At 61.6% G+C, this 25425-nt stretch carries 22 protein-coding genes; 6 read left to right on the top strand and 16 right to left on the bottom strand.

The window, feature by feature from the left end:
• Nucleotides 1-46 precede the first annotated feature (46 nt).
• From J2Y86_RS08890 to paaF, 14 genes are all read right to left on the bottom strand, one after another.
• Nucleotides 47-1291 carry an OprD family porin gene (locus J2Y86_RS08890; protein ID WP_253429844.1) on the bottom strand — a complete coding sequence of 415 codons (1245 nt, stop codon included), beginning with the start codon at nt 1289-1291 and terminating at the stop codon, nt 47-49.
• Between the two features lie 32 nt (nt 1292-1323).
• Nucleotides 1324-2970: a cation acetate symporter gene (locus J2Y86_RS08885; protein ID WP_253429841.1), complete on the bottom strand. Its 1647-nt coding sequence runs from the start codon at nt 2968-2970 to the stop codon at nt 1324-1326.
• Entirely contained in the window at nt 2967-3275 is a 309-nt protein-coding gene (locus J2Y86_RS08880; RefSeq protein WP_253429838.1) for a DUF485 domain-containing protein, read from the bottom strand. Before J2Y86_RS08880 ends, J2Y86_RS08885 begins: the two co-directional genes overlap by 4 nt.
• Nucleotides 3276-3444: 169 nt before the next feature.
• Nucleotides 3445-4521, bottom strand: a complete 1077-nt coding sequence (paaE, locus tag J2Y86_RS08875) for a 1,2-phenylacetyl-CoA epoxidase subunit PaaE (RefSeq protein ID WP_253429835.1) — start codon at nt 4519-4521, stop codon at nt 3445-3447.
• A gap of 33 nt (nt 4522-4554) precedes the next feature.
• A complete protein-coding gene (gene paaD / locus J2Y86_RS08870; protein ID WP_253429832.1) occupies nt 4555-5088 on the bottom strand; it encodes a 1,2-phenylacetyl-CoA epoxidase subunit PaaD in 534 nt (177 codons plus the stop codon).
• Nucleotides 5075-5836, bottom strand: a complete 762-nt coding sequence (gene paaC / locus J2Y86_RS08865; RefSeq protein WP_253429829.1) for a 1,2-phenylacetyl-CoA epoxidase subunit PaaC — start codon at nt 5834-5836, stop codon at nt 5075-5077. Before paaC ends, paaD begins: the two co-directional genes overlap by 14 nt.
• Before the next feature lie 8 nt (nt 5837-5844).
• Nucleotides 5845-6126, bottom strand: a complete 282-nt coding sequence (paaB, locus tag J2Y86_RS08860) for a 1,2-phenylacetyl-CoA epoxidase subunit PaaB (protein WP_003208899.1) — start codon at nt 6124-6126, stop codon at nt 5845-5847.
• A gap of 27 nt (nt 6127-6153) precedes the next feature.
• Complete coding sequence (gene paaA, locus J2Y86_RS08855) at nt 6154-7143, bottom strand: 1,2-phenylacetyl-CoA epoxidase subunit PaaA (protein WP_253429826.1); 990 nt, start codon at nt 7141-7143, stop codon at nt 6154-6156.
• Nucleotides 7144-8196: 1053 nt separating this feature from the next.
• On the bottom strand, nt 8197-9522 hold the full coding sequence (gene paaK / locus J2Y86_RS08850; RefSeq protein WP_253429823.1) for a phenylacetate--CoA ligase PaaK: 1326 nt from the start codon (nt 9520-9522) through the stop codon (nt 8197-8199).
• 99 nt (nt 9523-9621) lie between these two features.
• Nucleotides 9622-10833 carry a 3-oxoadipyl-CoA thiolase gene (pcaF, locus tag J2Y86_RS08845; protein WP_253429820.1) on the bottom strand — a complete coding sequence of 404 codons (1212 nt, stop codon included), beginning with the start codon at nt 10831-10833 and terminating at the stop codon, nt 9622-9624.
• Nucleotides 10826-11275 carry a hydroxyphenylacetyl-CoA thioesterase PaaI gene (paaI, locus tag J2Y86_RS08840; RefSeq protein ID WP_253429816.1) on the bottom strand — a complete coding sequence of 150 codons (450 nt, stop codon included), beginning with the start codon at nt 11273-11275 and terminating at the stop codon, nt 10826-10828. The genes pcaF and paaI overlap by 8 nt, the downstream gene beginning before the upstream one ends.
• Nucleotides 11268-12785 carry a 3-hydroxyacyl-CoA dehydrogenase PaaH gene (gene paaH, locus J2Y86_RS08835; RefSeq protein WP_253429813.1) on the bottom strand — a complete coding sequence of 506 codons (1518 nt, stop codon included), beginning with the start codon at nt 12783-12785 and terminating at the stop codon, nt 11268-11270. The genes paaI and paaH overlap by 8 nt, the downstream gene beginning before the upstream one ends.
• A 3-nt stretch (nt 12786-12788) precedes the next feature.
• The gene (gene paaG, locus J2Y86_RS08830; protein WP_253440176.1) at nt 12789-13580 is read right to left on the bottom strand and encodes a 2-(1,2-epoxy-1,2-dihydrophenyl)acetyl-CoA isomerase PaaG; all 792 of its coding nucleotides are present in this window, start codon (nt 13578-13580) and stop codon (nt 12789-12791) included.
• Nucleotides 13581-13643: 63 nt separating this feature from the next.
• Nucleotides 13644-14417, bottom strand: coding sequence for a 2,3-dehydroadipyl-CoA hydratase PaaF (gene paaF, locus J2Y86_RS08825; RefSeq protein WP_253429810.1), 774 nt, complete (start codon nt 14415-14417; stop codon nt 13644-13646).
• Between the two features lie 351 nt (nt 14418-14768).
• Between paaF and paaY the strand changes: the two genes are divergently transcribed.
• From paaY to feaR, 3 genes are all read left to right on the top strand, one after another.
• Nucleotides 14769-15365 (top strand): phenylacetic acid degradation protein PaaY, encoded by a 597-nt coding sequence (gene paaY / locus J2Y86_RS08820; RefSeq protein WP_253429807.1) that lies wholly within the window; start codon nt 14769-14771, stop codon nt 15363-15365.
• A gap of 145 nt (nt 15366-15510) precedes the next feature.
• Complete coding sequence (gene paaX / locus J2Y86_RS08815; protein ID WP_017339736.1) at nt 15511-16434, top strand: phenylacetic acid degradation operon negative regulatory protein PaaX; 924 nt, start codon at nt 15511-15513, stop codon at nt 16432-16434.
• 85 nt (nt 16435-16519) lie between these two features.
• Nucleotides 16520-17434 (top strand): transcriptional regulator FeaR, encoded by a 915-nt coding sequence (feaR, locus tag J2Y86_RS08810; RefSeq protein WP_253429802.1) that lies wholly within the window; start codon nt 16520-16522, stop codon nt 17432-17434.
• Between the two features lie 137 nt (nt 17435-17571).
• Here the strand turns inward: feaR and tynA are convergent, their stop codons facing one another.
• On the bottom strand, nt 17572-19860 hold the full coding sequence (gene tynA / locus J2Y86_RS08805) for a primary-amine oxidase (protein ID WP_253429799.1): 2289 nt from the start codon (nt 19858-19860) through the stop codon (nt 17572-17574).
• Nucleotides 19861-20063: 203 nt separating this feature from the next.
• On the opposite strand from tynA, the gene J2Y86_RS08800 reads away from it, so the two are divergent.
• From J2Y86_RS08800 to J2Y86_RS08790, 3 genes are all read left to right on the top strand, one after another.
• Nucleotides 20064-20564, top strand: coding sequence for a sigma-70 family RNA polymerase sigma factor (locus J2Y86_RS08800; protein ID WP_253429796.1), 501 nt, complete (start codon nt 20064-20066; stop codon nt 20562-20564).
• Nucleotides 20565-20604: 40 nt separating this feature from the next.
• Nucleotides 20605-21588, top strand: a complete 984-nt coding sequence (locus tag J2Y86_RS08795) for a FecR family protein (RefSeq protein ID WP_253429793.1) — start codon at nt 20605-20607, stop codon at nt 21586-21588.
• A gap of 97 nt (nt 21589-21685) precedes the next feature.
• Nucleotides 21686-24109, top strand: a complete 2424-nt coding sequence (locus tag J2Y86_RS08790; RefSeq protein ID WP_253429788.1) for a TonB-dependent siderophore receptor — start codon at nt 21686-21688, stop codon at nt 24107-24109.
• 152 nt (nt 24110-24261) lie between these two features.
• On the opposite strand, the gene J2Y86_RS08785 is transcribed toward J2Y86_RS08790, so the two are convergent.
• On the bottom strand, nt 24262-25413 hold the full coding sequence (locus J2Y86_RS08785; protein ID WP_253429785.1) for an MFS transporter: 1152 nt from the start codon (nt 25411-25413) through the stop codon (nt 24262-24264).
• Between the last annotated feature and the right edge of the window lie 12 nt (nt 25414-25425).

The following is a 25425-nucleotide window of genomic DNA, read 5'->3' as shown; positions in this document are numbered from 1 at the left end:
GGTTAAGAAAAAGTCTGGCGCGGCTCTGACCGCGCCCTATCAGGAATTACCAAAGCGCCACGGTGTAGCCGACGATCAGCCGGTTTTCATCGAGGGCGGTGCTCAAGCCATTGCCGGAACGGAAGGTCACGTTGCGCCAGCGCAGGCTGACGTCCTTGAACGGGCCGCTCTGGATCACGTAACTGATGTCGGTGTCGCGCTCCCATTCACGGCCGTTGTCGACGGCACCGGCCTTGACGTGGCGGCCGTCGGTGTAGCGGGTCATGAAGGTCAGGCCGGGAATGCCTTGCGCCGCGAAGTCATAGTCGTAACGCAGCTGCCAGGAATCCTCGTCGGCGCGGGTGTAGGTGTTGTAGGTCACCAGGTTGACCACGTACGGATCGCCGCCGTTGAGGAACGGAAAGGCACTGTCGCCGGACAACTGCTGGTACGTGGCACTGACTTTGTGGGCACCGTGGGACACGGTGAACATGCTGTTGAAATTGCGGTTGTCGATACGCCCGGCCCGCTCGGCGCCGTCGCCCCGGCTGTCGAAATAGCGAATGTCGCTGCGCAGGTTGAAGCCGTTGCCCAGTGGCTGGGTATGCACCAGTCCGACGAACTGCTGGCGATAGATCTGATCGAGCTTGCCGTAGTAGTAGCTCAGGTTCAGCTGCGGGCTGAACGCGTAGCTGCCACCGGCGAAGTCGAAGTGATCACTGCTCGCGGCGCCATAGCCGATGTCATCGTTGCTGGAGGAATCCCGCAGGTTCGCCTTGGTGAGGCGCCCGGTGTTCACGGTCAGGCCGGTGATTTCCTGGCTGGTCAGCAAGCCGCCCTCGAAGGTCGAACCCAGCAGGCGGGTGTCGTTGTAGGTCGCCACCGGCAGCAAGGGTTGCAGGGTGCCGAGCTTCAATACGCTCTTGGATACCCGCAGCTTGCCGGTGAGCCCCAGTTCGCTGAACTCGTCCGCCGGTTCATGGCTGTTCGGGCCGAAGGGCAGCAGGCCGGTGCCACGGCGACCCGGGCTGGAGTCGAGTTTCAGCCCCAGTTCCCCCAGTGCGTCGAGACCGAAGCCGAAGGTGCCGTCGGTGAATCCGGACTCGATGCGCGCGGTGAACCCCTGCGCCCATTCTTCAGCCTTGGATTGCGGCGCGTTGTCCTGGCGGAAATCGCGATTGATGTAGTGGTTGCGCATTTCAATACGGGCCTTGCTGTCATCGATAAAGTCAGCCATGGCGCTGGGTGCGACCATGGGCAGGCTCAATGCAGCGGCTAACGAAAACAGTGATTCGTAGGGTACGGGCTTCATTATTTTTATTCCCTGGCGTCAGTCGGTCGTGGTCAGTGCTTGCTGGCGCCGGAGGCACCGATGCCGGTCATCGAACGGATGAACTGCGCCAGGTAACGGCCGCGTTCAAGGGCCGCTCGCGGCGAGGTGTCGGTGACCGAAAACACCCAGGCGCTGAAGAACGCCAGGCTCATGGAAAACAGCGCCGGGTTGGAGTAGGGGAACAGCGCCTTGTCGTGATGCAGCACGTTGACCCACACCGCCGGGCTCAGCACCAGCAGGACAATCGCCGAGATCAGCCCCGCCAGGCTGCCGGTGACTGCGCCACGGGTGGTCAGGCCTTTCCAGTACATCGAAAGGAACAGCACCGGGAAATTCACTGACGCCGCGATGGCCAGCACCAGGCCGGAGAGGAAGGCAATGTTCTGCGACTCGAACAGCAAGCCGAGGATGATCGCCAGCACGCCGATGCACAGCGTGGCGATTCGCGAGACGCGAATTTCCTGCTGCTCGGTAGCCTGCCCTTTACGCATCACACAGGCGTACAAATCGTGGGACACCGCCGATGCGCCAGACAATGCCAGACCGGCGACCACCGCCAGAATGGTGGCGAAGGCAACCGCCGAGATGAAGCCCAGGAACAGGTTGCCGCCCACGGCTTGCGCCAGGTGCACGGCGATCATGTTGCCGCCGCCGATGATCGCGCCGCTGGCATCGCGGAACGCTGGATCAGTGCCGACCATCACGATGGCGCCGAAGCCGACAATGATCAGCAGCAGGTAGAAGTAACCGATGAAACCGGTGGCGTAGAACACGCTTTTACGCGCTTCCTTGGCATCGCTGACGGTGAAGAAACGCATCAGGATATGCGGCAGGCCGGCCGTGCCGAACATCATGCCCAGGCCCAGTGAGATCGCATCGATGGGGTTCGACAGCAAACCGCCGGGAGCCATGATCGCGTTGCCCTTGGCATGGACGGCGGTGGCGCCGGCGAACATCGCCTCGGTGCTGAAGCCGAAATGCTTGAGCACCATGAACGCCATGAACGTGGTGCCGAACAACAGCATCACGGCTTTGATGATCTGCACCCAGGTGGTGGCGAGCATGCCGCCGAAGGTCACGTAGAACACCATCAACACGCCGACCAGCATGACGGCGTAGAGGTAGTCGATGCCGAACAGCAACTCGATCAGTTTGCCGGCGCCAACCATCTGCGCCACCAGGTACATCAGCGCCACGGTCAGGGTGCCGAAGGCCGAGGTCAGGCGCACCGGGGTTTGCTCGAGGCGATAGGACACCACGTCGGCGAAGGTGTATTTGCCGAGGTTGCGCAGGCGTTCGGCGATCAGAAACAGAATGATCGGCCAGCCCGCCAACACACCCAGTGCGTAGAGCAAACCGTCATAGCCGTTGAGGAACATCATCGCCGAGATGCCGAGGAAGGACGCCGCGGAGATCATGTCGCCGGCAATCGCCAGACCGTTCTGGAAACCGGTCATGCCGCCGCCGGCGGTGTAGAAATCGCTGGCGGAACGGGTGCGCAAGGCGGCCCAGCGCGTCACGCCGAGGGTGAACAGCACGAACACCAGGAACATGCCGATGGCGTTCCAGTTCAGTGGGCGAGAGGCACCGTCGGCGGCTACGGCCATGTCGGTGACCACAGCCAGCGGCAGCAGGAACAACGCGATAAGACGGCTCATCGGGCGCACTCCTGCTTGAGTTTTTCGTTCAGCGGATCGATCACGTTGTTGGCGCGATAGACGTAGAAGCCGGTCAGCGCGAAAGCCAGCATCACGATGACCACACCCACCAGCATGCCCACCGACGTCACGCCGCCGCTCAGGGACTGGCCGAGGGTGGCGGGGGAGAAGGCCACCAGCAGGACGAAGCCGAAATAGATCACCAGCATGATCAGCGACAGCGACCAGTAGAGGTTCTGTTTGCGGCGGACCAACTGGATGAAGTCGGGGTGTTGGCGGATGAGTTCTACGTCTTTGGGTGTCATGGCGCGCTCTCTCGTGTTGTTGTTTTTGTTGTGGGGTGAAGCGGGTGCCCCGACCTCTGTAGGAGCGAGGCTTGCCCGCGAAGGCGGAATATCAGGCGACATCGATTTTGGATCTGATGGCCTCTTCGCGGGCAAGCCTCGCTCCTACAGGTTTCGAGTGGAGCTGGAATCAGAGCTGATCGAAGTCGAGGACGACCTTGTCGCTGACCGGGAAGGCCTGGCACGACAGCACATAACCGGCCGCCACTTCGTAGTCTTCCAGGGCGTGGTTGCTGTCCATTTCCACTTCGCCTTCGATGACCTTGCATTTGCACGTCGAGCACACGCCGGCCTTGCACGAGTAGGGCAGTTCGGCGCCCTGGGCGTTACCGGCGTCGAGGATGCTCTGGGTGTTGCGTGGCAGATCGAAGGCGAGGGCGCGACCGTCGCTGATGACGGTGATCTGGCTGACGGCGGCATCCACCTGGCGAGCAGCCTCCCGCGCTTCGCGTTTTTGCTGGCTGCCGGCGGCGGCAAACAGTTCGAAGTGGATACGCTCAGCCGGCATGCCTTTGGCTTTCAGGCTGTCGCGCACGGTTTCGGTCATTTCCTGCGGGCCGCAGATGAACGCCGCGTCGAGGGCTTTGACGTCGAGCCAGCGGGTGAACAGTTGCTCGCATTTCTCGGCGTTGATCCGGCCGTTGTACAGGTCGACATCCTGTTGTTCGCGGCTGAACACGAAGATCAGGTTCAGGCGCTGCAAGTAACGGTTTTTCAGGTCTTCGAGCTGTTCACGAAACAGCGCGCCGGAGCTGGAGCGATTGCCGTACAGCAGGGTGACGCGGCTGTGCGGTTCGGTTTGCAGGGTGGTCTTGATGATCGACAGGATCGGCGTGATGCCGCTGCCGGCCGCGACCGCCAGGTAATTGCCGTGGCGCGCCGGATCAAGTTCGACGCAAAAATGCCCGGCGGGCGGCATGACTTCCAGGCTATGCCCGGCTTTCAATTGCTCGTTGGCGAATGCGGAAAAACGTCCACCCGCCACACGCTTGACCGCGATGCGCAGTTCACCGTCGTTGACCCCGGTGCAGATCGAATAGGAGCGGCGCACTTCTTCGCCGTCCATTTGCGTACGCATCACCAGGTGCTGGCCCTGGGTGAAATGAAAGCTGTCTTGCAGGTGCTGTGGAATCTCGAAGGCGATGGACACCGCGTCACGGGTCTCGGCGCGTACGTCCTTGATGGTCAGGCTGTGAAATTTACTCATTATTGTTCTCCAGCTGGGACGGCCGATTGCCGCTCAGATGCACTTGAAATAGTCGAACGGTTCCCGGCAATCGACGCAGCGGTACAACGCCTTGCACGCCGTGGAACCGAATTCGCTGAGCACTTCGGTGTGCGCGCTGCCGCATTGCGGGCAGACGATCACCGGGCTTTCGCCGAGCAGGCTGCGCTTGCTCGTGCTGCCACCCGGCGGCGCAATGCCGTAGGCGCGCAGGCGTTCACGGCCGCTGTCGGTGATCCAGTCGGTGGTCCACGCCGGGGTCAATTTGCGTTCCAGTTGCGGCGCCCGGAAACCGGCGAGTTCCAGCGCATCACGGATATCGCTTTCGATCACTTCGGTGGCGGGGCAGCCGGAGTAGGTCGGTGTGACCACCACATGCAGATGCCCGGCCTGCCAGTCGAGATCGCGCACGATGCCGAGGTCGACCACGCTGACCACTGGCACTTCCGGGTCCATGACCTGCGCCAGGGTCGCCCACGCGGCGGCCAGGTCGGTCGGTTGTGCCGGCCGGGCGCCGAGGTCGCTGGCGATCAGCTCACCAGGTTGCATCGGGGTATGCTCGTGGCAGGAATTGCATTTCGGCCAACAGAATGCCGAGGTGTTCGGTGTGCAGGCCTTTGCGGGCGTTGAGGTAGAAATAGCTTGGCGCGGGCGGCACGGGCAGGGTGGCGCTGGCGAAGATGTCGTTGACCTTGGCTTGCCAGGCAGCGGCGACTTGCGCGGCGTCCGGGATGATGCCGGCTGCGTGCAAACGTTGTTCGCTGTCGTCTGCGCTGGTCAGTTCGACGGTAAAACGCCAGACCTCAGGGATCGCCGCGAGCATGCGCTTGTGGCTTTCCTCGGTGCCGTCACCCAGACGCTCGACCCACTCGCCGGAACGGCGCAAGTGATAGGTCACTTCCTTAACCGCTTTGGCGGCGATGCCGGCGATGCGTTCGTCGTTGGACTGGCTCAGGCCGCTGAGCACTTGCAGGTGCCAGGCGTCGTACAGGAACTGCTTGAGGATGGTCACCGCGTAATCGCCGTTGGGTTGTTCCACCAGCAGCAGATTGCGATAGGCGCGCTCGTCACGGCGGAACGCCAGGTGATCGGCGTCACGACCATCGTTCAACAGCTCGGCGGCATATTCGAGCCAGTTGCGTGCCTGGCCGACGAGGTCGAGGCCGACATTCATCAGCGCCAGTTCTTCTTCCAGTGCCGGCGCCTTGCCGCACCATTGGCACAGGCGCTGGCCCTGGATCAGGGCGCTGTCGCCGAGGCGCAGCAGGTATTCGATCAGATCAGTCTGGTTGTTCATGGTCGACCTCACATGTGCCCGACTTCGGCCGGCAGTTCGTAGAAGCTGGCGTGGCGATAAACCTTGTCGTCCGCCGGGTCGAACAGCGGGTCTTTTTCATCCGGCGACGAAGCGGTGATCAGCGCCGAAGGCACCACCCACAGGCTCACGCCTTCGCTGCGACGGGTGTAGAGCTCGCGGGCGTTCTCGATGGCCATGGTGGTGTCGGCGGCGTGCACGCTGCCGACATGCTTGTGGTTGAGGCCGTGCTTGCTGCGCACGAAGACTTCGAAAAGGGTCCATTCAGACATTTCAGTGACTCCACATCAGGTGGCCGATCAGGCGGCGTTCTTGTTCTGTTTTTTGCGAGCGTGGGTGACCGCGGCTTCGCGGACCCAGGCACCGTCTTCAATGGCTTTGCGGCGGGTCGCCACACGTTCCTGGTTGCACGGGCCGTTGCCCTTGAGCACTTCGTAGAATTCGCTCCACTGGATTTCGCCGAAGTCGTAGTGACCGCGCTCGGCGTTCCACTTCAGGTCCGGATCGGGGCAGGTGCAGCCCAGCAGTTCCAGCTGCGGGATGGTCTGGTCGATGAAGCGCTGGCGCAGTTCGTCGTTGCTCTGGCGCTTGATCTTCCAGGCCATGGACTGGGCGCTGTTCGGCGAGTGTTCGTCGCTTGGACCGAACATCATCAGTGACGGCCACCACAGGCGGTTGATCGCGTCCTGGACCATGTCTTTTTGCGCCTGATTGCCGTGGCGCATCATGGTCAGGAGGATTTCGTAGCCCTGGCGCTGGTGGAAACTTTCTTCCTTGCAGATGCGCACCATGGCCCGGGAGTAGGGGCCGTACGAAGTGCGCTGCAAGACGACCTGGTTGACGATCGCGGCGCCATCCACCAGCCAGCCCACCGCGCCCATGTCGGCCCAGTTCAGCGTCGGGTAATTGAAGATGCTTGAGTACTTGGCCTTGCCGCTGTGCAGCTTGGCGATTTCTTCGTCACGGTCGGCGCCGAGGGTTTCCATGGCGCTGTACAGATACAGGCCATGGCCCGCTTCGTCCTGAATCTTGGCCATCAGTTGCAGTTTGCGTTTGAGCGATGGCGCGCGGGTGACCCAGTTGCCTTCGGGCAGCATGCCGACGATTTCGGAGTGGGCGTGCTGGGAGATCTGCCGGATCAGGGTCTGGCGATAGGCATCAGGCATCCAGTTTTTGGCTTCGATCTTGATTTCTGAATCGATTTTTTCCTGGAAGGCGCGTTCCTGCTCGGACATCTCCGAGAGGTCTTTGATGCGCTTTACGCCGGTTTCTACGAGCTGTGCGTACATGGGGGTCTCCCGCCTTGAATCTGAATCGAGGGCATGGAGAACTTTATAAGCGATACAGAATTTAATATCAAACAGAAAATATCGTGTCGTGTTGTTTTTTGTATCGCTTTGGGGTGGAGGGGTTGGGTGTACATATCCGTTTCTTCGGTAACGGCGGCTATTGGTTTCGCCCTTACGGCGAGTCACTTGGAGAAGCGCCAAGTAACCAAGCGCTTTTGCCCCTTTCGTTCGGTGCCTCGCTAGTGCTCGGCATGCCCGCGCTCCGGTCCTGCTCCGTGGGCCCGCCGCCATCGGCCATCCATGGCCGGGGGCGGCTACCGCGGCATCCTTGCCGCGGTGCCCACTGCGCAGAACCTCCTCTCGGCCTCACGAGGGGGCGACTACCGCCAATGCAACCGAGGCGGCCTACCGGCCGGCCTGGTTCTTCAGGTATATGCATTCCCCTGTGGGAGCTGGCTTGCCAGCGATGGTCGTCAACGATGACGCGTGCGGTCTGAATGAACGCGGTGTCTGGGCGTCCATCGCTGGCAAGCCAGCTCCCACAGGGATTGTTGGTGGGCGTGGCATTGGTGTTCTCCCCAATGATCCTGACGGGCTTCAGGTCGGCTATCAGGCCGCCTCGCTTTGGTTTTGATCTTGATCTTGATCTGCCCCGTCGGAAGGCCGAGTGCAGGTTCTGCGCAGTGGGCAACCCGGCAGGGATGCCGGGTTAGCCGCCCCCGGCCATGGATGGCCGATGGCGGCGGGCCCATGGAGCAGGACCGGAGCGAGGGCATGCCGAGCCTGGGCGAGGCACCGTACGTCAGGGGTGCAGGCGCTTGGTTACTTGGCGCTTTTCCAAGTAACCCGCCGTAAGGGCGGAACCAATAGCGGCCGTTACCGCAGGAATGGATATGTACACCCTCAAAACCTATGTCGCCTGAAAAACCGTCATCGCTGGCAAGCCAGCTCCCACAGGGACCGAGTACGTCCGAAGCAGTGAGGTTGACTGTCAGGCGCGCGTACAGCCAAAAAAAAAGCCCCGCAAAAGCGGGGCCAAAAAGGGTGCAGCAGTCATGCCTTCGGGCGCTTGTCCATCACGTGACAAGCCTTGCCCTCAGAGCGCTTGATCGAATGCATCGGCTGCAAAACGATCCGCGAACTGATCCCGATATACGTCTTGATATGCCGGCTCAACTCGCCACAAACAGCCCTCTGCTGTTCATCGCTCAGGTGCTGATGTTCAGCCTTGAGCTCCACATGCACATCCACACTGTCCAGATTCCCATTGCGATACAGATGAATCTCATAACACTCTGAAAGCTGTTTGATTTTCAGCACCTGCTCCTCAATCTGCGTCGGAAACACGTTCACCCCGCGAATGATCAACATGTCATCGCTGCGCCCGGTGATCTTGTCGATCCGCCGCATCGGCCGCGCAGTCCCCGGCAGCAATCGCGTCAGGTCGCGGGTGCGGTAGCGGATCATCGGCAAGGCTTCCTTGCTCAGCGACGTGAATACCAGTTCGCCCATCTGCCCGTCCGGCAGCACTTCGCCGGTGACCGGGTCAATGATTTCCGGGTAGAAATGATCTTCCCAGATCGTCGGCCCGTCCTTGGTTTCCGCGCACTCCATGGCAACACCTGGCCCCATGATTTCCGAGAGGCCGTAGATGTCCAGTGCGGTAATGCCCAGACGGTTCTCGATGGCGCTGCGCAGTTCGCCGGTCCAGGGTTCGGCGCCGAAGATGCCCAGGCGCAGGGCCAGTTTGTGCGGGTCGAGGCCCTGGCGCTCGATTTCATCGGCGATGTTGAGCATGTAGGACGGGGTGACCATGATGATGTCCGGCTGGAAATCCTTGATCAGTTGCACTTGCTTTTCAGTCTGGCCACCGGACATCGGAATCACCGTACAGCCCAGGCGTTCGGCACCGTAGTGCGCGCCGAGACCGCCAGTGAACAGGCCGTAGCCATAGGAAATATGCACTTTGTCGCCCCGTCGGCCACCGGCTGCGCGGATCGATCGGGCGACCACGTTGGCCCAGGTGTCGATGTCGTTCTGGGTGTAACCGACGACGGTCGGTTTGCCGGTGGTGCCGCTGGATGCGTGCAGGCGCACCACGTCATGCATCGGCACGGCAAACATGCCGTAGGGGTAGTTGTCGCGCAGGTCGGATTTGGTGGTGAACGGAAACTTCGCCAGATCCTCCAGGCATTTGATGTCGTCCGGGTGCACGCCCAGCGCATCGAAGCGTTGGCGATACAGCGGCACATTGTTGTAGGCGTGGTTCAGGCTCCAGCGCAGGCGGTCCAGCTGGAGCTGACGGAGTTCGTCGATGCTGGCGGTTTCAATCGGGTCCAGCACTGGATCAAGCACGGCTTTGGCAATTGGCATGTTCATAACTTCACTCGAATTATTTTTGTGTTTCAGTCCGGCCGCGGCCGGGCTTTGAGTGCATGCCCCAAGGATACCTCTCGGCTCCCCGGGAATCGCGATTCTTTAGTCGGACAGTCGCTCGATGATCAGCGCAATGCCCTGGCCGACGCCGATGCACATGGTGCACAAGGCGTAGCGGCCTTGACGTTCTTCCAGTTCGTGCAGGGCGGTGGTCACCAGTCGTGCGCCGCTCATGCCCAACGGATGACCGAGGGCAATCGCGCCGCCGTTCGGGTTGACCCGCGGATCGGTGTCGCTCAGGCCGAGCTCACGCAGCACCGCCAGACCTTGCGCGGCGAAGGCTTCATTGAGTTCGATCACGTCCATGTCCGCCAGGCACAGGTTGGCCAGTTCCAGCACCTTGCGCGTGGCCGGCACCGGGCCGATGCCCATGATTCGCGGTTCGACGCCGGCAGTGGCCATGGCGACGACTCGTCCGCGCGCCTTCAGCCCGTGGCGTTTGGCGATTTCCGGGCTGGCGAGCAACAGTGCGCAGGCGCCGTCATTGACTCCGGACGCGTTGCCGGCGGTGACGCTGCCCCCTTCGCGAAACGGCGTACCGAGTTTCTGTAGTTGCTCAAGCGTGGTGTCGCCGCGTGGGTGTTCGTCGTGCTCGACGACCTTGGTCGGGCCTTTGCGCTGGGGGATCTCGACCGCGACAATTTCCCTGGCCAGGCGCCCGCTGGCCTGGGCCGCACCGGCGCGCTGCTGGCTGCGCAGGGCGAAAGCGTCCTGGTCGGCGCGCGAGATATTGAACTGCTCGGCGACGTTCTCGGCGGTCTCCGGCATAGAGTCGATGCCATAGGCTTTTTTCATCAGCGGATTGACGAAACGCCAGCCGATGGTGGTGTCGTAGACCTCGGCATCACGTGCAAATGCCTGCTCGGCCTTGCCCATCACCAGCGGTGCGCGGGACATCGATTCGACGCCGCCGACCAGCATCAGCCCGGCTTCGCCGCAACGAATCGCCCGCGCAGCCGTGCCGATCGCATCCAGCCCGGAACCGCACAAACGGTTGAGCGTGGTGCCGGGCACGCTGACCGGCAGTCCGGCCAATAGTGCCGACATGCGCGCGACGTTACGGTTGTCTTCGCCGGCCTGGTTGGCGCAACCGTAGATCACATCGTCGACCGCGTTCCAGTCGACCTGCGGATGGCGGCGCAGCAGTTCGCGCAGCGGCACCGCGCCGAGGTCGTCGGCGCGCACGCCGCTCAAGGCGCCGGCATAGCGGCCGATCGGGGTCCGCACCGCGTCGATGATCAGGGCATCATTCATTCGGGTTCTCCTGCGCGAGCACTGCGCCGCGCACTTTGTAGGATTTGCCATGGAACAGCGCGATCAGCTGGCCCAGTTGGTTTTCAATGCGCACGTCGTAGTTGCCGGTGCGACCGGAGCGGCTTTGCTCGGTGCAATCGGCGGTCAAGGTGTCGCCCAGGCGTGCCGGGGCGATGTAATCGATGCTGCAACCGATGGCCACCGTGGCTTCGTTGTAGCTGTTGCAGGCAAAGGCGAACGCCGAGTCGGCGAGGGCGAACAGGTAACCGCCGTGGCAGGTGCCGTGGCCTTGAATCATGTCGGCGCGCACGCTCATGCCGACGCGGGCGCAACCCGGTGCGGTCGAGAGCAGGCGCATGCCCATCGCCTGGCTCGCGGCATCGCGCTTGAGCATGGTTTGCGCGCAGTCACTGGCCAGGTTCATTGCTTCATGGTTAGTCATGGAACGTCCTCCCTTCGGCAACGCGGCGGCGCAACAGCAGCGACGGTCGATAGCGTTCTTCGCCGTAACTGGCTTGCAGGTTTTCCAGCACTTCGAGGATGTGCGAAAGGCCGATGGCATCGGCCCAGGCCAGCGGGCCTTGCGGGTAATTGACCCCGGCGCGCATTGCCAGATCGATGTCGGCGGCCGAAGCCACGCCTTGCAGTACGGCGTCGGCGGCTTCGTTGGCGAGCATCGCGACGGCGCGCATGACGGCGAGTGCCGGGCTGTCGCGGAGTAAGCTGACGGTGAATCCGGCCTGTTGCAGCAGCGCAACGCCGTGTTCGAGTGCATCGGGGCTGATGCCTGCCGAGCAACTGATCGCTATTCGACTCGACTGGCCGAAGTCGGATACGAGGTCGAGCAGGATCAGATTGCGCAAGCCATCTTCTTTGGCGCGCTGAGCGGCCATGCGCCCGTCGCTCAATGCGAGCACGGCATCACCGACTCGCAGCAAGCCTTGCCCGTCGCGATGAATGACGTCGATTCGATGTTCGCGCAATCGCTGGATCAGCGCGTTGGCGATGCCCAGATCACCTTCGACCGTGCAGGCTGCGACGGTCTGTGTGCTGCTGATGAATGTCGGCAGCGGACGCTCTGCTCCTTCGGCATAGTTGTAGAAACCATGACCGGTTTTGCGCCCGAGACGCCCGGCCTCCACCAATTCCTTTTGAAGTAACGACGGCAGAAAGCGCGTGTCGCCGTAATAGGCGCCGAACACCGAACAGGTCACGGCATAGTTGACGTCATGGCCAATCAAGTCAGTCAGTTCGAAGGCGCCCATCGCAAAGCCCCCGGCCTCGCGCATCAATGCATCCAGCGTCGCGCAATCGGCTGCGCCTTCCTGCAACAGGCGCAGGCTTTCGGCGTAGAACGGGCGAGCGACGCGATTGACGATGAAGCCCGGTGTCGAGCGGGTGTGTACCGGTTTCTTGCCCCAGGCCTTGGCGGTGTCGTAAAGACATTCGGCCAACGCCGGATCACTGGCCAGGCCGGAAACGATTTCCACCAGCGCCATGACCGGCGCCGGGTTGAAGAAGTGCAGGCCGAGCAGGCGCTGCGGATGGTTCAGCTGCGCAGCGATGCTGGTGATCGACAGCGACGAAGTGTTGCTCGCCAGAATGCACTGCTCACCGCAAATGCCTTCGAGTTGACGAAACAGGGCGCGCTTGACCTCGAGGTTCTCGACGATGGCTTCGATGACCAACTCGCAATCGGCCAGCGCTTCGATGGCTTCCACAGCCTCTAGACGCGAGACCGTTGCGGTCCGTGCCTCATTCAACAGCTTGCCTTTCTCGACGCGCTTGCCCAGTTGCCGGTCTATGCCCTCGATGGCCTGGGCGGCAGCGCCCGGACGGTTGTCGAGCAACAGCACCGGATGACCGGCCTGCGCCGCGACCTGAGCGATGCCTGCGCCCATGGCTCCGGCGCCGATCACCGCGATGCGTGCGTGGGTGTTCAGTGCAGTCATGGCTCAACGTCCCTTGAAACTTGGGCTGCGTTTTTCCATGAAGGCGCTGACGCCTTCACGGTAATCCTCGCTGCGCCCGGCCAGACGTTGCAGGTCTTTTTCCAGCTCCAATTGTTCGTCGAACGTGTTGCTCAGGCTGGCGTTCAGGCTGCGTTTGATCAGCGCCAGTCCATACGTCGGTTGCGTGGCCAGGTGGCGGGCAAGCGTCCGGGCTTCATTGCGCAGGTCGGCATCGTCGACCACGCGATAGATCAGCCCCCATTGTTCGGCTTGCTCCGCTGTCAGGCGATTGCCCAGCAGGGCCAGAGCCTTGGCGCGGGCCATGCCGACCAGGCGCGGCAGGGTCCAGGTGCCGCCGGAATCAGGGATCAAACCGATCTTGCAGAAGGCTTGAATGAAACTCGCCGAACGCGCCGCCAGTACCAGGTCGCAGGCCAGTGGAATGTTGGCCCCCGCGCCGGCCGCCACGCCGTTGACCGCGCAGATCACCGGCAGCGGCAAGTCGCGCAACTGGCGGATCAGCGGGTTGTAGAACTTCTCGATGGACTCGCCCAGATCCGGCACGGCACTGCCCGGCGCGACATTGCGGTCGCTGAGGTCCTGGCCGGCGCAGAAGCCGCGACCTTCACCAGTCAGCAGCAAGACGCGCACGTCCGGGTTCAGCCGAACCTGCTTCAGCGCTTCTTTCACTTCGCCATGCATCTGCGCATTGAAGCTGTTGAGCTGGTCTGGCCGATTGAGGCTGAGCAGGGCGACGCCGGCCTCGATGGAAAACAGGATGTGTTCGAAGTTCATGGTCATGGCGCTCTCTGAGAGGTCGTTCGCTTTTTTTGAAAGGGCAGGTTGGCGGCTCGCGGATCACTGACCGGTGAAGGTCGGCGTGCGCTTTTCCTGAAAGGCCCGGATGCCTTCGTCGCGGTCGCGGGTGCCGGCCAGCACGGTGAAGGCGTGGCGCTCGAAACGCAGGCCGCTGGCGAGGTCGGTGTCCATCGCCTTGAGCAGCGCTTCCTTGGCCAGGCGCACGGCCAGCGGCGCTTTTTCGGCGATGCTGCGGGCGATCTGCAGTGCGCGTTCGACGGTGAATTCCGGTTGGGTCACTTCACTGATCAGGCCGGCGCGTTGGGCCTGGCGGGCATCGATCGGCTCGCCGGTCAGGACCATCTGCATGGCCATGGATTTACCCACGGCGCGCAGCAAACGTTGGGTGCCCCCAGCGCCAGGCATGATCCCGAGGTTGATTTCCGGCTGGCCGAAACGGGCGTCTTCCCCGGCAATGATGATGTCGGCGTGCATCGCCAGTTCGCAGCCACCGCCGAGGGCGAAGCCATTGACGGCTGCGATCAGCGGTTTATTGAAGCGGGTGATGGTTTGCCACGACGCCTGGCGCGGGTCGTCGAGGATGCCGACCAGATTGCGCTCTGCCATTTCCTTGATGTCGGCGCCGGCGGCGAAGGCCTTGCGACTACCGGTCAGGACCACGACGCGGGTGTCGGGATCGGCTTGCGCGGCGTTCAGTTCGTCGGCCAGTTCACCGAGCAACTCGGTGGTCAGGGCATTCAGCGCTTGCGGACGCTGCAGGATAATCAGGCGAATGCCCGGCTCGATGATCTCGACAGCAAGGGTTAGAGGCATGGCGGATGCCCTCACGGTGCACGCTCGGCTGTAATGCCGGCTCATTATTGGATCGGCGCGGTAGGCCGGTTTTGCCCGAGTATACCTGTAACGTGATACGCAAATGCAATACAAAAATTGATTTAATGTGTCTTGTTTGTGGTTGTTTGAATTTATTGTGAACATTCAGATGAGAATGATAGATCGCTTAAGGTGCCTATTTTATTGGCTTTATCCTTGGTTTTAGGGCGTGAATGGGCGCCTCGCCTCGCGGGATTCATAAGTGATACGGTTTTTGTTCTTTGTGCTGGCAAAAGCGATGTGATACAAAATGAACCTGTATCTGCATCGCTTTATGAAAGGGAGCGCCCCATGACCTGCTACAGCCTCGATGGCTTGACTCCGGTGGTTGATCCCACTGCTTACGTTCATCCGTCAGCCGTTCTGATCGGTGATGTGATTGTTGGTCCCCACTGCTACGTCGGGCCGCTGGCCAGCCTGCGCGGGGACTTCGGCCGGATCGTGCTGGAAGAGGGCGCCAATCTGCAGGACACCTGCGTGATGCACGGTTTCCCGGACAGCGACACCGTGGTCGAACGCAACGGTCATATCGGTCACGGCGCGGTGTTGCACGGCTGCCGGATTGGCGCGGACGCGCTGGTGGGGATGAATGCGGTGGTGATGGACAATGCGCGCATCGCTGCTCGTTCATTCGTTTCGGCGGCCGCGTTCGTCAAGGCGGGATTCGAATGCCCCGAGCAGTCTCTGATCATGGGCGCGCCGGCCAGTGTCAAGCGCAGCCTCAGCGATGAAGAAGTGTCGTGGAAGCAGGCGGGCACTCGCGAGTATCAGCAACTGGCCAGGCGTTGCCTTGAGCAGATGCGCGTCTGCGAACCGCTGACCGAACCGGAACCCGACCGCCCGCGTATCAGCGACAGCGGCCTGCGCCCCAAGGGCAGCACGCTATGAACACTGCCCCCTGTGGGAGCGGGCTTGCCCGCGATAGCGTCGTGTCAGTCGACATCAGCGTTATCTGACACACCGCCATCGCGGGCAAGCCCGCTCCCACAGGGATTTAGGTATATTCCTTTTCTTTTTTCAGCTCGGTACGCCCATGTCGTCCCTGACACCCTTGAACCACCTGATTACCCGCTTCCAGGAACAGACGCCGATCCGCGCCAGCTCCTTGATCATCACGCTGTACGGGGACGCCATCGAACCCCACGGCGGCACGGTATGGCTGGGCAGCCTGATTCAGTTGCTCGAGCCCATCGGCATCAACGAACGGCTGATCCGCACCTCGATCTTCCGCCTGACCAAGGAAGGCTGGCTGACCGCCGAGAAAGTCGGACGCCGCAGCTACTACAGCCTGACCGGTACCGGTCGCCGGCGTTTCGACAAGGCCTTCAAGCGCGTCTACAGCTCCACCGTTCCGGCATGGGACGGTTCGTGGTGCCTGGTGATGCTCACGCAACTGACCCAGGACAAGCGCAAACAAGTGCGCGAAGAACTGGAGTGGCAAGGTTTTGGTGCGATTTCGCCGGCGGTGCTGGCCTGTCCGCGCAGCGATCGGGCCGATGTCAACGCGACGTTGCTCGACCTTGGCGCCCAGGAAGACACCATCGTTTTCGAAACCACCGCACAGGATGTACTGGCTTCCAAGGCGTTGCGTCTGCAGGTGCGCGAGAGCTGGAACATCGAGGAGCTGGCGGCCCATTACAGCGAGTTCATCCAGCTGTTCCGACCGCTCTGGCAAGCGCTTCGCGAGCAGGAAAACCTGCAGCCGTCCGATTGCTTCCTGGCACGGGTCCTGCTTATTCATGAGTACCGCAAACTGCTGTTGCGCGACCCGCAATTGCCGGACGAACTGTTGCCCGGCGATTGGGAAGGACGCGCCGCACGGCAGTTGTGCCGCAATATTTACCGGCTGATCTACGCCAAGGCCGAGGAATGGTTGAACAGCGCACTGGAGACCGCCGATGGTCCGTTGCCGGATGTGGGCGAAAGCTTTTATCGGCGTTTTGGCGGGCTTAAATAACCCGTTTGTTTCGAAGGAGAGTCCCTGTTCAGGAGAACCCGTGGATTGGCGTAGATAATAAAAACAAGCCTGCGTGAGGCCCGACATGATTTCTTCAATTGCACAGCGCCGTGATGGCTTCGATCAGTGGATTCATCAGATCAACCAGATCTGTGGCGCCTTTAATGCGCAACCGCTGGGCGACGAATTTGCCGGGCAGATCCGCGAGCACCAGGACGGCGCGCTGAAGCTCAGTTTCGTCGATGCCCGCCAGGCACGGCTGTACCGCACGCCTCAGGAAGTCGCGGCGGGCGAGGGCGGCAAATACTTTGCGGTGTTCCAGCTCGATGGCACCGCCGGCATGGCCCAGGGCGACAGCAAGGTGTTGCTGTCGGCCGGGGATATCACGCTGATCGACGCCTCGCGTCCCAGCGACTTTACCTACAGTGAAAATTCACGGCAGTTGTCGTTGATTCTGCCGTCGCAACTGGTCGAGCAAACCCTGCGCTTCAGTCAGGTCAAGTGTGGCCACCGGATTGCCGCGACATCGCCCATCGCGATGTTGTCGCACCGTCTGATTCTCGACGCCACACACCAGCAATGCCTGAGCCGGGCAGAAAGCGAAGCAACGCTGGAAGCGATTGTCAGCCTGCTGCGCCCGGCGATCAGCCACAGCGAAGAATGCACGGATGTGCATGAGCGCCTCTTTCGCAAGACCCTGGGCTTCATTGATGAGCACATCCGCTCGGAAGACCTTTGCCCCGAATGGCTGGCGCGAGAAGTGGGCATGTCGACGCGGGGGCTGTACCGGATGTTCGCCAGGAAGGGCCTGGTGGTGGCGCGGTACATCAAGAATCGTCGACTGGATTTGTGCGCCGAATCCCTGCGCCAATCGCGCACGGAGCAGAAATTGTCGGTGCTGGGGTATTCGTGGGGCTTTTCCGATTCGAGCTACTTTTCCACAGCGTTCAAATCACGGTTCGGGATTTCGCCCGGTGAATACCGCAAAAAACACGCCTGAGATCTAATTGAATAAACGCCTAACCCCTGTGGGAGCGGGCTTGCTCGCGAAAGCGGAGTGTCAGCCAACATCAATGGTATCTGACACTCCGCCTTCGCGAGCAAGCCCGCTCCCACAGGGTTTTGTGTTGTGGTGTTTTATTTCGGGGCGTTGAGGTTCAACGTCGGCGTCTCATCAAAGAAATTCCACGGTTTCAACAGCACATGCACCCACTCGGTCGGCATGATCGGCCATTCTTCCGCACGGGCGATGTGCGTGGTGCCGGTGGTCAGCCAGACCACATCATCGGTGTTTTCGATGGCCTGATTGTCGTGGGTGAACTGCCCAAGTCCCGCGTCCTTGTCCGAGCGGTTCGGGTATTTGCCTTCGGGGTACTTTTCTTCCGGGTTGTAGCGCGTCACCCACAGTTGTTTGTCCATGAAGCTCAGGCGGTGATAGAGCCATTCGTCCTTGCCGAAGTTGGCGCCCTTGGCCACCGGGTGCGTGCCGCCCGCGTACGGAATCAGCTGATAGGAAACCGGGTTGCCGACTTTGTTTTCCTTGCTGAAGTTGGTCAGCAGGCGAACGGTCGAGGGGTCGAATTTCTGTGCGGCCTGCTGTTCAGTGCCGACCACGTTTTGCTCGGTCTGCATGGTGCTGGTCCGCGGGCCGCCACGGTCGTTCGGGGCAACCACCGGGTTCACTTCCACCAGTGAGTTGTTTTCTCCGTCCACGTCCATGTCGAGGCGGAAGTTGTAGATGTGCTGGTGCGTGGTGCCGACGATGTTGTGGTCCAGCAGCGTGCCGTAGCGCGTGTCTTCCTTGGCCGTGGCTTCGTGCATGGTTTTCGATTTCACGCCCTTGACCGCTTCGATGCCAGTGGCGCCGGCGTCGATACCGATGGTGCCGTTCTGCTGGAAGACCCAGTCGAAAATGTAGTCGTAGTTGCCGACGGTGCTGATCCAGCGCACCACCAGTTCACGCCGTTCGGTGCTGAGGTTGGGCTGGCCCATTTCCTGGTGTTTGTATTCCGGCCCGGCGTAACGCTCGAACACCGCCATGGCGCGGGGAATCGAGGTGGGGGCGCCGGTATAGTCGGCAATCGTGGCGTCCAGCAACACGGCGTTTGCCGGGGCGTCCTTGCCACGCGCAATCGGCGAAGTCAGCGTGCCCATGCCGTAATCGCCCGAGTCGAGATAGGCCTTGAAGTACCAGCCGCCATCGGGGTCGCCGTAAGGCACGATCATGCCGCCGAGCGAGCCTTCGTACATGATTTTGCGTTTCTTGCCCTTGTCGTCATACGTGACCGTGGACAGGATCGGGCCGACCCGGGAATCGAGGCGAACGTGGAAATCCCAGTTCTGCCAGTGAATGCTGTTGCCGGTGATGGTGTAGTTCTTGCCTTCCGGTTCGGTGATCTCCAACGGCTTGACCGACGTGCCCTTGCGCCCGCGCCCGTCATACGGCGTCGACTTCATCGGCACCGGAATGACCGCGCCGTCTTCGATCTTGATCAGCTTCTTCTGCTCCAGGTCGACAATCGCCACCAGGCCTTCGATCGGGTGCGCCCAGTAGTTGCCATCCCCGGTATTCAAATAGCTGACGATCTTCAGCAACCGCTTGTCTTGCGCCAAGCCGTCCTTGCCGTCGAAGTAACCGACCGTCAACGGCGTGGCCACGACCTTTTTCACATCGGTGATCCCGCGTTTGGCCAGTGCCTGCGCATAGTCGGGGCTCGCTTCGATGGCCGACTGCACCGTCGCGAAGTCATCCAGCAGGACCATGCCGTGGGCGCCCTCGATGGGTTTCCATGACTTGAGTGTCTTGCTGTCGAGATCGATCAGGCCCTCGATCACATGCTTGCCGTCGAGCACCACGATGTTGGCCTGACGTGGCTGGGCGACGTTCTGGCCGGTGTAGACGAAATTCCACACCTGATCCTTCGGCGGCTCGTTGACCGAGACTTCGGTGAAACGAAAACCGGGTTTGTAGTGTTCCGATTGCCTGATGATCTCGACCGCGGTCTTGATCTCGTCCGCGCTCAGCGGGTTGAGCGGGTTGGGGCGCGTCTCGACGACAAAGGTCTTGTCCAGCCCGGACTGGAACACCTGATTGATGAAGTCCTTGGACATGAAGGCGGTCTTGCCCTTGAACACCACCGGCACAGTCAGCTCCATCCGTTTGCCGTTGAGCACCGCCACTTTGCTGCCCGGCTTGACCTTGAGATAAACGCCGTCCTTGGCAATCACGAACAGGTCGGCGTAGTCGTCCCATTTGACGGTTGCGCCAAATTCTTCAAGACCCGCTTGCAACGGCACCATTTCGGCGGCGCCGCCGTGGGCACTGGCCTGGCTGATCCAGCAAGGCAGGCCGAGCGTGACAAGGCTGATGGCCAGCGCGAGGCGGGCGAGGGGTTTTCTTTTCCGTGACGCTGGGGACGTGAACATGTCTGGGTTCCTGGACGAAAGCCGGTGACTGGCATTAGCACACTTTGCTACAGCCAGTGGATGGCTTCTTTTGGATGCCTGCCAGAATCCTTTGGCTCCGTGCCTAAATCAACTTTCCCGTTGATCTGCCTTGGATTGGAATCCATTGCTTCCGGTTAATAGGAAGCATTACTATTCACGCCCCGTCTTCACAGCACACCGCAATGACCCCCAAGCTGCCCCGCAGACACGGCTTTTTCGAGCATTACGAAGAGTTGGTTGGCACCTGGACCCGTCGCCTGAGAAATCGTCAGCAGGCCGAGGATCTGGCCCACGACACCTTCGTGCGGGTGCTTGAGTCCGATTCGGCAGCGGTGGAACAACCTCGGGCGTACTTGCACCAGACCGCGCGCAACATCGCGGTAGACGGTTATCGGCGTGAGGATCGGCGGGGCGCCATGGAGTCGGAGGCGATCGATCACAGTGTGTCGTCGTCCGGCGACCCGGAGCATTTCATGCAGGCGATCCAGTTGGCTGATTCCATCGAACGGGCGCTCACCGAGTTGCCGGTCAATTGTCGCAAGGTGTTTGTCTGGCAGAAGATCGAAGGCCTGACCCAGGCCGAAATCGCCGAACGCCTGGGACTGTCCAAGAACATGGTGGAAAAGTATATGATCCGCACCCTGCGGCATCTGCGCGACCGCCTCGACGGACTGCAATCATGATCGGCCGCGCCTTCTCACCCCCAGCCAAACAGGAACTTCCATGATGGATACTCGTGATTGCGCGTGCGGGCAAACAACGGTTCGCGATGAGGCAGCGCACTGGTTTGTGCGTTTGCAGGAACCAGCCATTGACGTCGAAGAACAGCAGCGCTTCGAACGCTGGCTGAACGAACACCCTCAGCATCGCGACGAGTTTCAGTTGCTTCAGGGCTTGTGGTCGGCGGCGGATCTTGTGCCCGCCGCGCGTCTGCAAGCCTTGTGTGAAACCCCGCCGACCCGCAACAAACGCCGCCCACTGGTGCGTTATGCGGTGGCCGCCAGTGTATTGGCCGTGGCGCTCGGCCTGGGGCTGTTCAGCGGTTTGAATCAACCCGCGCCTTACACCGCCGAATTTTCCACGGCGCCGGGCGAACGTCGCCAAGTGGCGTTGCCGGACGGTTCGGTGATCGATCTGAACAGCCGCAGCCGCCTTCAGGTGCGCTATGAAAAAGGCCATCGAGACATTGAGCTGACGGAAGGCGAGGCGATGTTCAGCGTCGCCCACGACAGTGATCGACCGTTCGTGGTCCAGGCGGGCAGTGGCAAGGTCACAGTCACCGGCACCCGCTTCGATGTGCGTCGCGGCGTCAGCGACACCCGGGTCGTGGTGGAGCAGGGCACGGTCAAGGTTCAGGGACGCGGTGCGCCCGACAACGAATTCATCAGCCTCACCGCCGGCCTCGGTACACGTGTCGATGCCCAGGGCACCGTCGCGGCGGCGTATGCCGTCAACCCGGCGGAACTGACCGCCTGGCGCAGCGGCAAACTGGTGTTCAACAACGCCAGCCTCGCCGACGTGGCCGAGGAAGTGTCGCGCTATCGGGAGAAACCCCTCACCGTCGGCAACGACAAAGTCGGCAATCTGCGCCTGACCAGCGTGTTCAAGTCCGACAACACCGACGCGCTGCTCAAGGCCTTGCCCAACATCCTGCCGGTGGCCGTGCGCACCCTCGATGACGGCAGCCAGGAAATAATTTCAAAATAGATTCAGGTTTTTTTCGAGTTGATCGTCTTCCTGTCCAACTGCAACTGGTTTGCATTAACAAGCGCACACTCTTGCGATCCACAGGACTACGTTCGACGTGAAAAAATCCACCGCTAAAAACAACAAATCCCTTTGGTTACCGCTGTCCCTCGCGCTGGCGGTCAACGTTGTGCTGCCTCAGGCCTTTGCTGCCGACGCGATCCACATCCCGGCGCAACCCTTGGGTCAGGCGCTGAGTGAACTGGGCCAGCAAACCTCGTTGCAGGTTTTTTTCAGTCCTGCACTGGTCGCTGGCAAACAAGCGCCGGCGGTGGACGGCAACCTTTCGCCGGAACAGGCCCTGCGCCAGTTGCTGCAAGGCAGTGGCCTCGAGTATCAGATCGACGAGGGTTCGGTGACCCTGACCCCGGTGCCGACTGCCGCCGCCAACGGCCCGCTGGAACTGGGCGTGACCGACATCAAGGTGGTCGGCGACTGGCTCGGAGACGCCGATGCCGCCGTGGTGCAAAACCACCCTGGCGCACGGACGGTGATTCGTCGTGAAGCCATGGTCGAGCAGGGTGCGATGAACGTCGGTGACGTGTTGAAGCGTGTACCCGGCGTGCAAGTGCAGGAAGCCAACGGCACCGGCGGCAGCGACATTTCCCTGAACGTCGGCGTACGTGGCCTGACGTCGCGCCTGTCGCCGCGCTCCACCGTGCTGATCGACGGCGTGCCGGCAGCGTTTGCCCCTTATGGCCAGCCACAGCTGTCCATGGCACCGATCTCCTCGGGCAACCTTGAGAGCATCGACGTGGTTCGCGGCGCCGGTTCCGTGCGCTACGGACCGCAGAACGTCGGCGGTGTGATCAACTTCGTGACCCGCGCCATCCCGGAAAAAGCCTCCGCTGAAATCGGCACCACCCTGGAAACCTCCCAGCACGGTGGCTGGAAGCACATCGATACGGCGTTCGTCGGCGGCACCGCGGACAACGGCATTGGCGTGGCGCTGTTGTACTCGGGCGTGAACGGCAACGGTTACCGCGAGCGCAACAACGGCAACGACATCGACGACGTGATTCTCAAGACCCACTGGGCACCGACCGATGTCGACGATTTCAGCCTCAACCTGCATTACTACGACGCCAGCGCCGACATGCCCGGCGGCCTGACCCAGGCGCAATACGACGCCAATCCGTTTCAGTCCGACCGCAACAACGACAACTTCAGCGGACGCCGCAAGGACATCTCGTTCAAGTGGACGCGGCAGATCGATGACCGCACCCAGGCCGAAGTGCTGACCTACTACTCCGACAGCTTCCGTGGCAGCAACATCGCCGCCCGCGATCAAAAGACCCTCGGCTCGTTCCCGCGCACTTACTACACCCTCGGCATCGAACCGCGAGTGTCCCATGTGTTCGACGTCGGTCCGACCACCCAGGAAGTCAGCGTCGGTTATCGCTACCTCAAGGAAGCCATGCACGAAGAGGCCAGCCGTCTGGCGCTGGTCAACAACGAGCCGGTCGTGACCAAGGCCTCGGACGGCCATGTCTATCAGGACCGCACTGGCGGCACTGAAGCCAACTCGGTGTACATCGACAACAAAATCGACGTCGGCAACTGGACCATCACGCCCGGTATCCGTTTCGAACACATCAGCACCGACTGGCACGATCGCCCCGTGCTCGACACCGCCGGCAAGCGCGTGCCGGAAAAGAACCGCAGCATCGAAAGCAACGAGCCGCTGCCGGCCTTGAGCGTGATGTATCACATCTCCGATGCCTGGAAGCTGTTCGCCAACTACGAAACCTCGTTCGGCAGCCTGCAGTATTTCCAGCTTGGCCAAGGTGGCACGGGTGACGAACCCGCCAATGGCCTGGAGCCGGAGAAGGCCAAGACCTATGAGGTCGGCACCCGTTACAACGATGACGTGTGGGGCGGCGAAGTGACGCTGTTCTACATCGACTTCGATAAAGAGTTGCAGTACATCAGCAACGACGCAGGCTGGACCAACCTCGGCGCGACCACGCACCAGGGCATCGAGGCTTCGGTCCACTACGACATGGCGGCACTGGACCCACGGCTCGACGGCCTGACCGCCAACGCCGGGATCACCTACACCCGTGCCGTTTATGAAGGGGAGATTCCGGGCTTCAAGGGCCGTGACCTGCCGTTCTACTCGCGTCAGGTAGCGACCGCCGGCCTGCGTTACGACATCGACCGCTGGACTTACAACCTCGATGCGTTCGCCCAGTCCAAACAGCGCTCGCCGGGCGTTGCGGTGAATGCCGATGGCAGCTTCACCAACAACTACATCACCGAAGGCACCGCCGACGGCCAGTACGGCGACATTCCGGGTTACGTCACCTGGAACGTGCGGGGCGGTTATGACTTTGGTGCGCAGTTGTCGAACCTGAAGGTCGGTGCCGGGGTGAAAAACATCTTCGACAAGCAGTACTTCACCCGCTCCAGCGACAACAACTCGGGCATGTACGTCGGGGCGCCGCGCACGTTCTTTGTGCAGGCCAGCGTTGGGTTCTGATAGACCTGGGTGACTGTCTTTCAGTTGATAGATAGGTAGCCTGACACACCGCTTTCGCGGGCAAGCCTCGCTCCTACAGTTGTTCGGTGGCGCGCACAGATACTGTGCACGCAGACGATCCCCTGTAGGAGCGAGGCTTGCCCGCGAAGCTTTTAAACTTTCAACACTTTCCCGCCAATGGCCACCGCCACCAGCAACAGCGCCATCAGCCCGAAGGCAAAACTCAAGCTGCTGCCGTGGGCGATGAACCCGATCAACGCAGGCCCCGCCAGAATCCCCGCATAACCCAGCGTCGTAATGGCCGGCACGGCCACGCTTTCCGGCATCACCGTCTGTTTGCCCACGGCGGTGTACAGCACGGGCACGATGTTCGAACAACCCGCCCCCAGCAGCGCGTAACCCACCAGCGCCAACTCCCAGTTCGGTGCGAAGGTCGCCAGAAACAGGCCCCCGGCGGCCGTCAGCCCACCGAACACGACCACCCGTGTTGCGCCGAGGCGGTGGACAATCGCGTCTCCGGTCAACCGGCCGACGGTCATGGTCAGCGCAAACGCGGCATATCCCAAGCCTGCATACGCCGTGTCGATCCCGCGTTCCTGTGCGAGGAATACCGCGCTCCAGTCGAGCGCTGCGCCTTCGGCGAGGAACACGATGAAACACATGCCGCCGATGAACAGCACGATGCCGTGGGGAATGGCAAACGCAGGTCCCGAGCTTTCGCTGCCATAAGGCAACAAGTGCGGCGCGGCTTTGAGCAAGGCCAGCAACAATACGACAATCACCACCGCCATAGCCCCCAGCGGTGAAAGGCCCAAGCCGAGCAAACCGCTGACACCCGCCGCGCCGACAATCCCGCCAAGGCTGAACATCCCGTGAAACCCGGACATCATGGTCTTGCCGCTGGCCCGTTCGACGATCACCGCTTGCAGGTTCACCGTTGAATCCACCGTGCCCAGGCCCGCGCCGAACATGAACAACGCGGCGATCAGCGCCGGAATCGACGACACCGTCGCCAACAGCGGCAGCGCCGCACAGATCAACAGCGTCCCGCCGACCGCCACCCTCCGGCAACCGAAACGCGTGGCCAGAATCCCGGCCATCGGCATTGCCAGAATCGAGCCCACTCCCAGGCACAACAACAGCAAACCGAGGGTCCCTTCATCCAGCCCGGCCCGCGCCTTGGCGTAAGGCACCAGCGGCGCCCACGCGGCAATCCCGAACCCGGCGATGAAAAAAGCCACGCGCGTGGACATCTGTTCCAGGCGACCGGGCACGAAGGTGGTCTGGGTGTTGAGGTTGGTCATATCGATCCTTGG

Source organism: Pseudomonas migulae, assembly GCF_024169315.1.
Lineage (GTDB): Bacteria > Pseudomonadota > Gammaproteobacteria > Pseudomonadales > Pseudomonadaceae > Aquipseudomonas > Aquipseudomonas migulae_B.
This window is presented reverse-complemented; position numbering and strand designations above follow the sequence as displayed.

Coding starts and splice junctions, on each gene's coding strand:
- J2Y86_RS08890 (WP_253429844.1), bottom strand. CDS start 1,291: ATGAAGCCCGTACCCTACGAATCACTGTTTTCGTTAGCCGCTGCATTG.
- J2Y86_RS08885 (WP_253429841.1), bottom strand. CDS start 2,970: ATGAGCCGTCTTATCGCGTTGTTCCTGCTGCCGCTGGCTGTGGTCACC.
- J2Y86_RS08880 (WP_253429838.1), bottom strand. CDS start 3,275: ATGACACCCAAAGACGTAGAACTCATCCGCCAACACCCCGACTTCATC.
- paaE (WP_253429835.1), bottom strand. CDS start 4,521: ATGAGTAAATTTCACAGCCTGACCATCAAGGACGTACGCGCCGAGACC.
- paaD (WP_253429832.1), bottom strand. CDS start 5,088: ATGCAACCTGGTGAGCTGATCGCCAGCGACCTCGGCGCCCGGCCGGCA.
- paaC (WP_253429829.1), bottom strand. CDS start 5,836: ATGAACAACCAGACTGATCTGATCGAATACCTGCTGCGCCTCGGCGAC.
- paaB (WP_003208899.1), bottom strand. CDS start 6,126: ATGTCTGAATGGACCCTTTTCGAAGTCTTCGTGCGCAGCAAGCACGGC.
- paaA (WP_253429826.1), bottom strand. CDS start 7,143: ATGTACGCACAGCTCGTAGAAACCGGCGTAAAGCGCATCAAAGACCTC.
- paaK (WP_253429823.1), bottom strand. CDS start 9,522: ATGAACATGCCAATTGCCAAAGCCGTGCTTGATCCAGTGCTGGACCCG.
- pcaF (WP_253429820.1), bottom strand. CDS start 10,833: ATGAATGATGCCCTGATCATCGACGCGGTGCGGACCCCGATCGGCCGC.
- paaI (WP_253429816.1), bottom strand. CDS start 11,275: ATGACTAACCATGAAGCAATGAACCTGGCCAGTGACTGCGCGCAAACC.
- paaH (WP_253429813.1), bottom strand. CDS start 12,785: ATGACTGCACTGAACACCCACGCACGCATCGCGGTGATCGGCGCCGGA.
- paaG (WP_253440176.1), bottom strand. CDS start 13,580: ATGAACTTCGAACACATCCTGTTTTCCATCGAGGCCGGCGTCGCCCTG.
- paaF (WP_253429810.1), bottom strand. CDS start 14,417: ATGCCTCTAACCCTTGCTGTCGAGATCATCGAGCCGGGCATTCGCCTG.
- paaY (WP_253429807.1), top strand. CDS start 14,769: ATGACCTGCTACAGCCTCGATGGCTTGACTCCGGTGGTTGATCCCACT.
- paaX (WP_017339736.1), top strand. CDS start 15,511: ATGTCGTCCCTGACACCCTTGAACCACCTGATTACCCGCTTCCAGGAA.
- feaR (WP_253429802.1), top strand. CDS start 16,520: ATGATTTCTTCAATTGCACAGCGCCGTGATGGCTTCGATCAGTGGATT.
- tynA (WP_253429799.1), bottom strand. CDS start 19,860: ATGTTCACGTCCCCAGCGTCACGGAAAAGAAAACCCCTCGCCCGCCTC.
- J2Y86_RS08800 (WP_253429796.1), top strand. CDS start 20,064: ATGACCCCCAAGCTGCCCCGCAGACACGGCTTTTTCGAGCATTACGAA.
- J2Y86_RS08795 (WP_253429793.1), top strand. CDS start 20,605: ATGATGGATACTCGTGATTGCGCGTGCGGGCAAACAACGGTTCGCGAT.
- J2Y86_RS08785 (WP_253429785.1), bottom strand. CDS start 25,413: ATGACCAACCTCAACACCCAGACCACCTTCGTGCCCGGTCGCCTGGAA.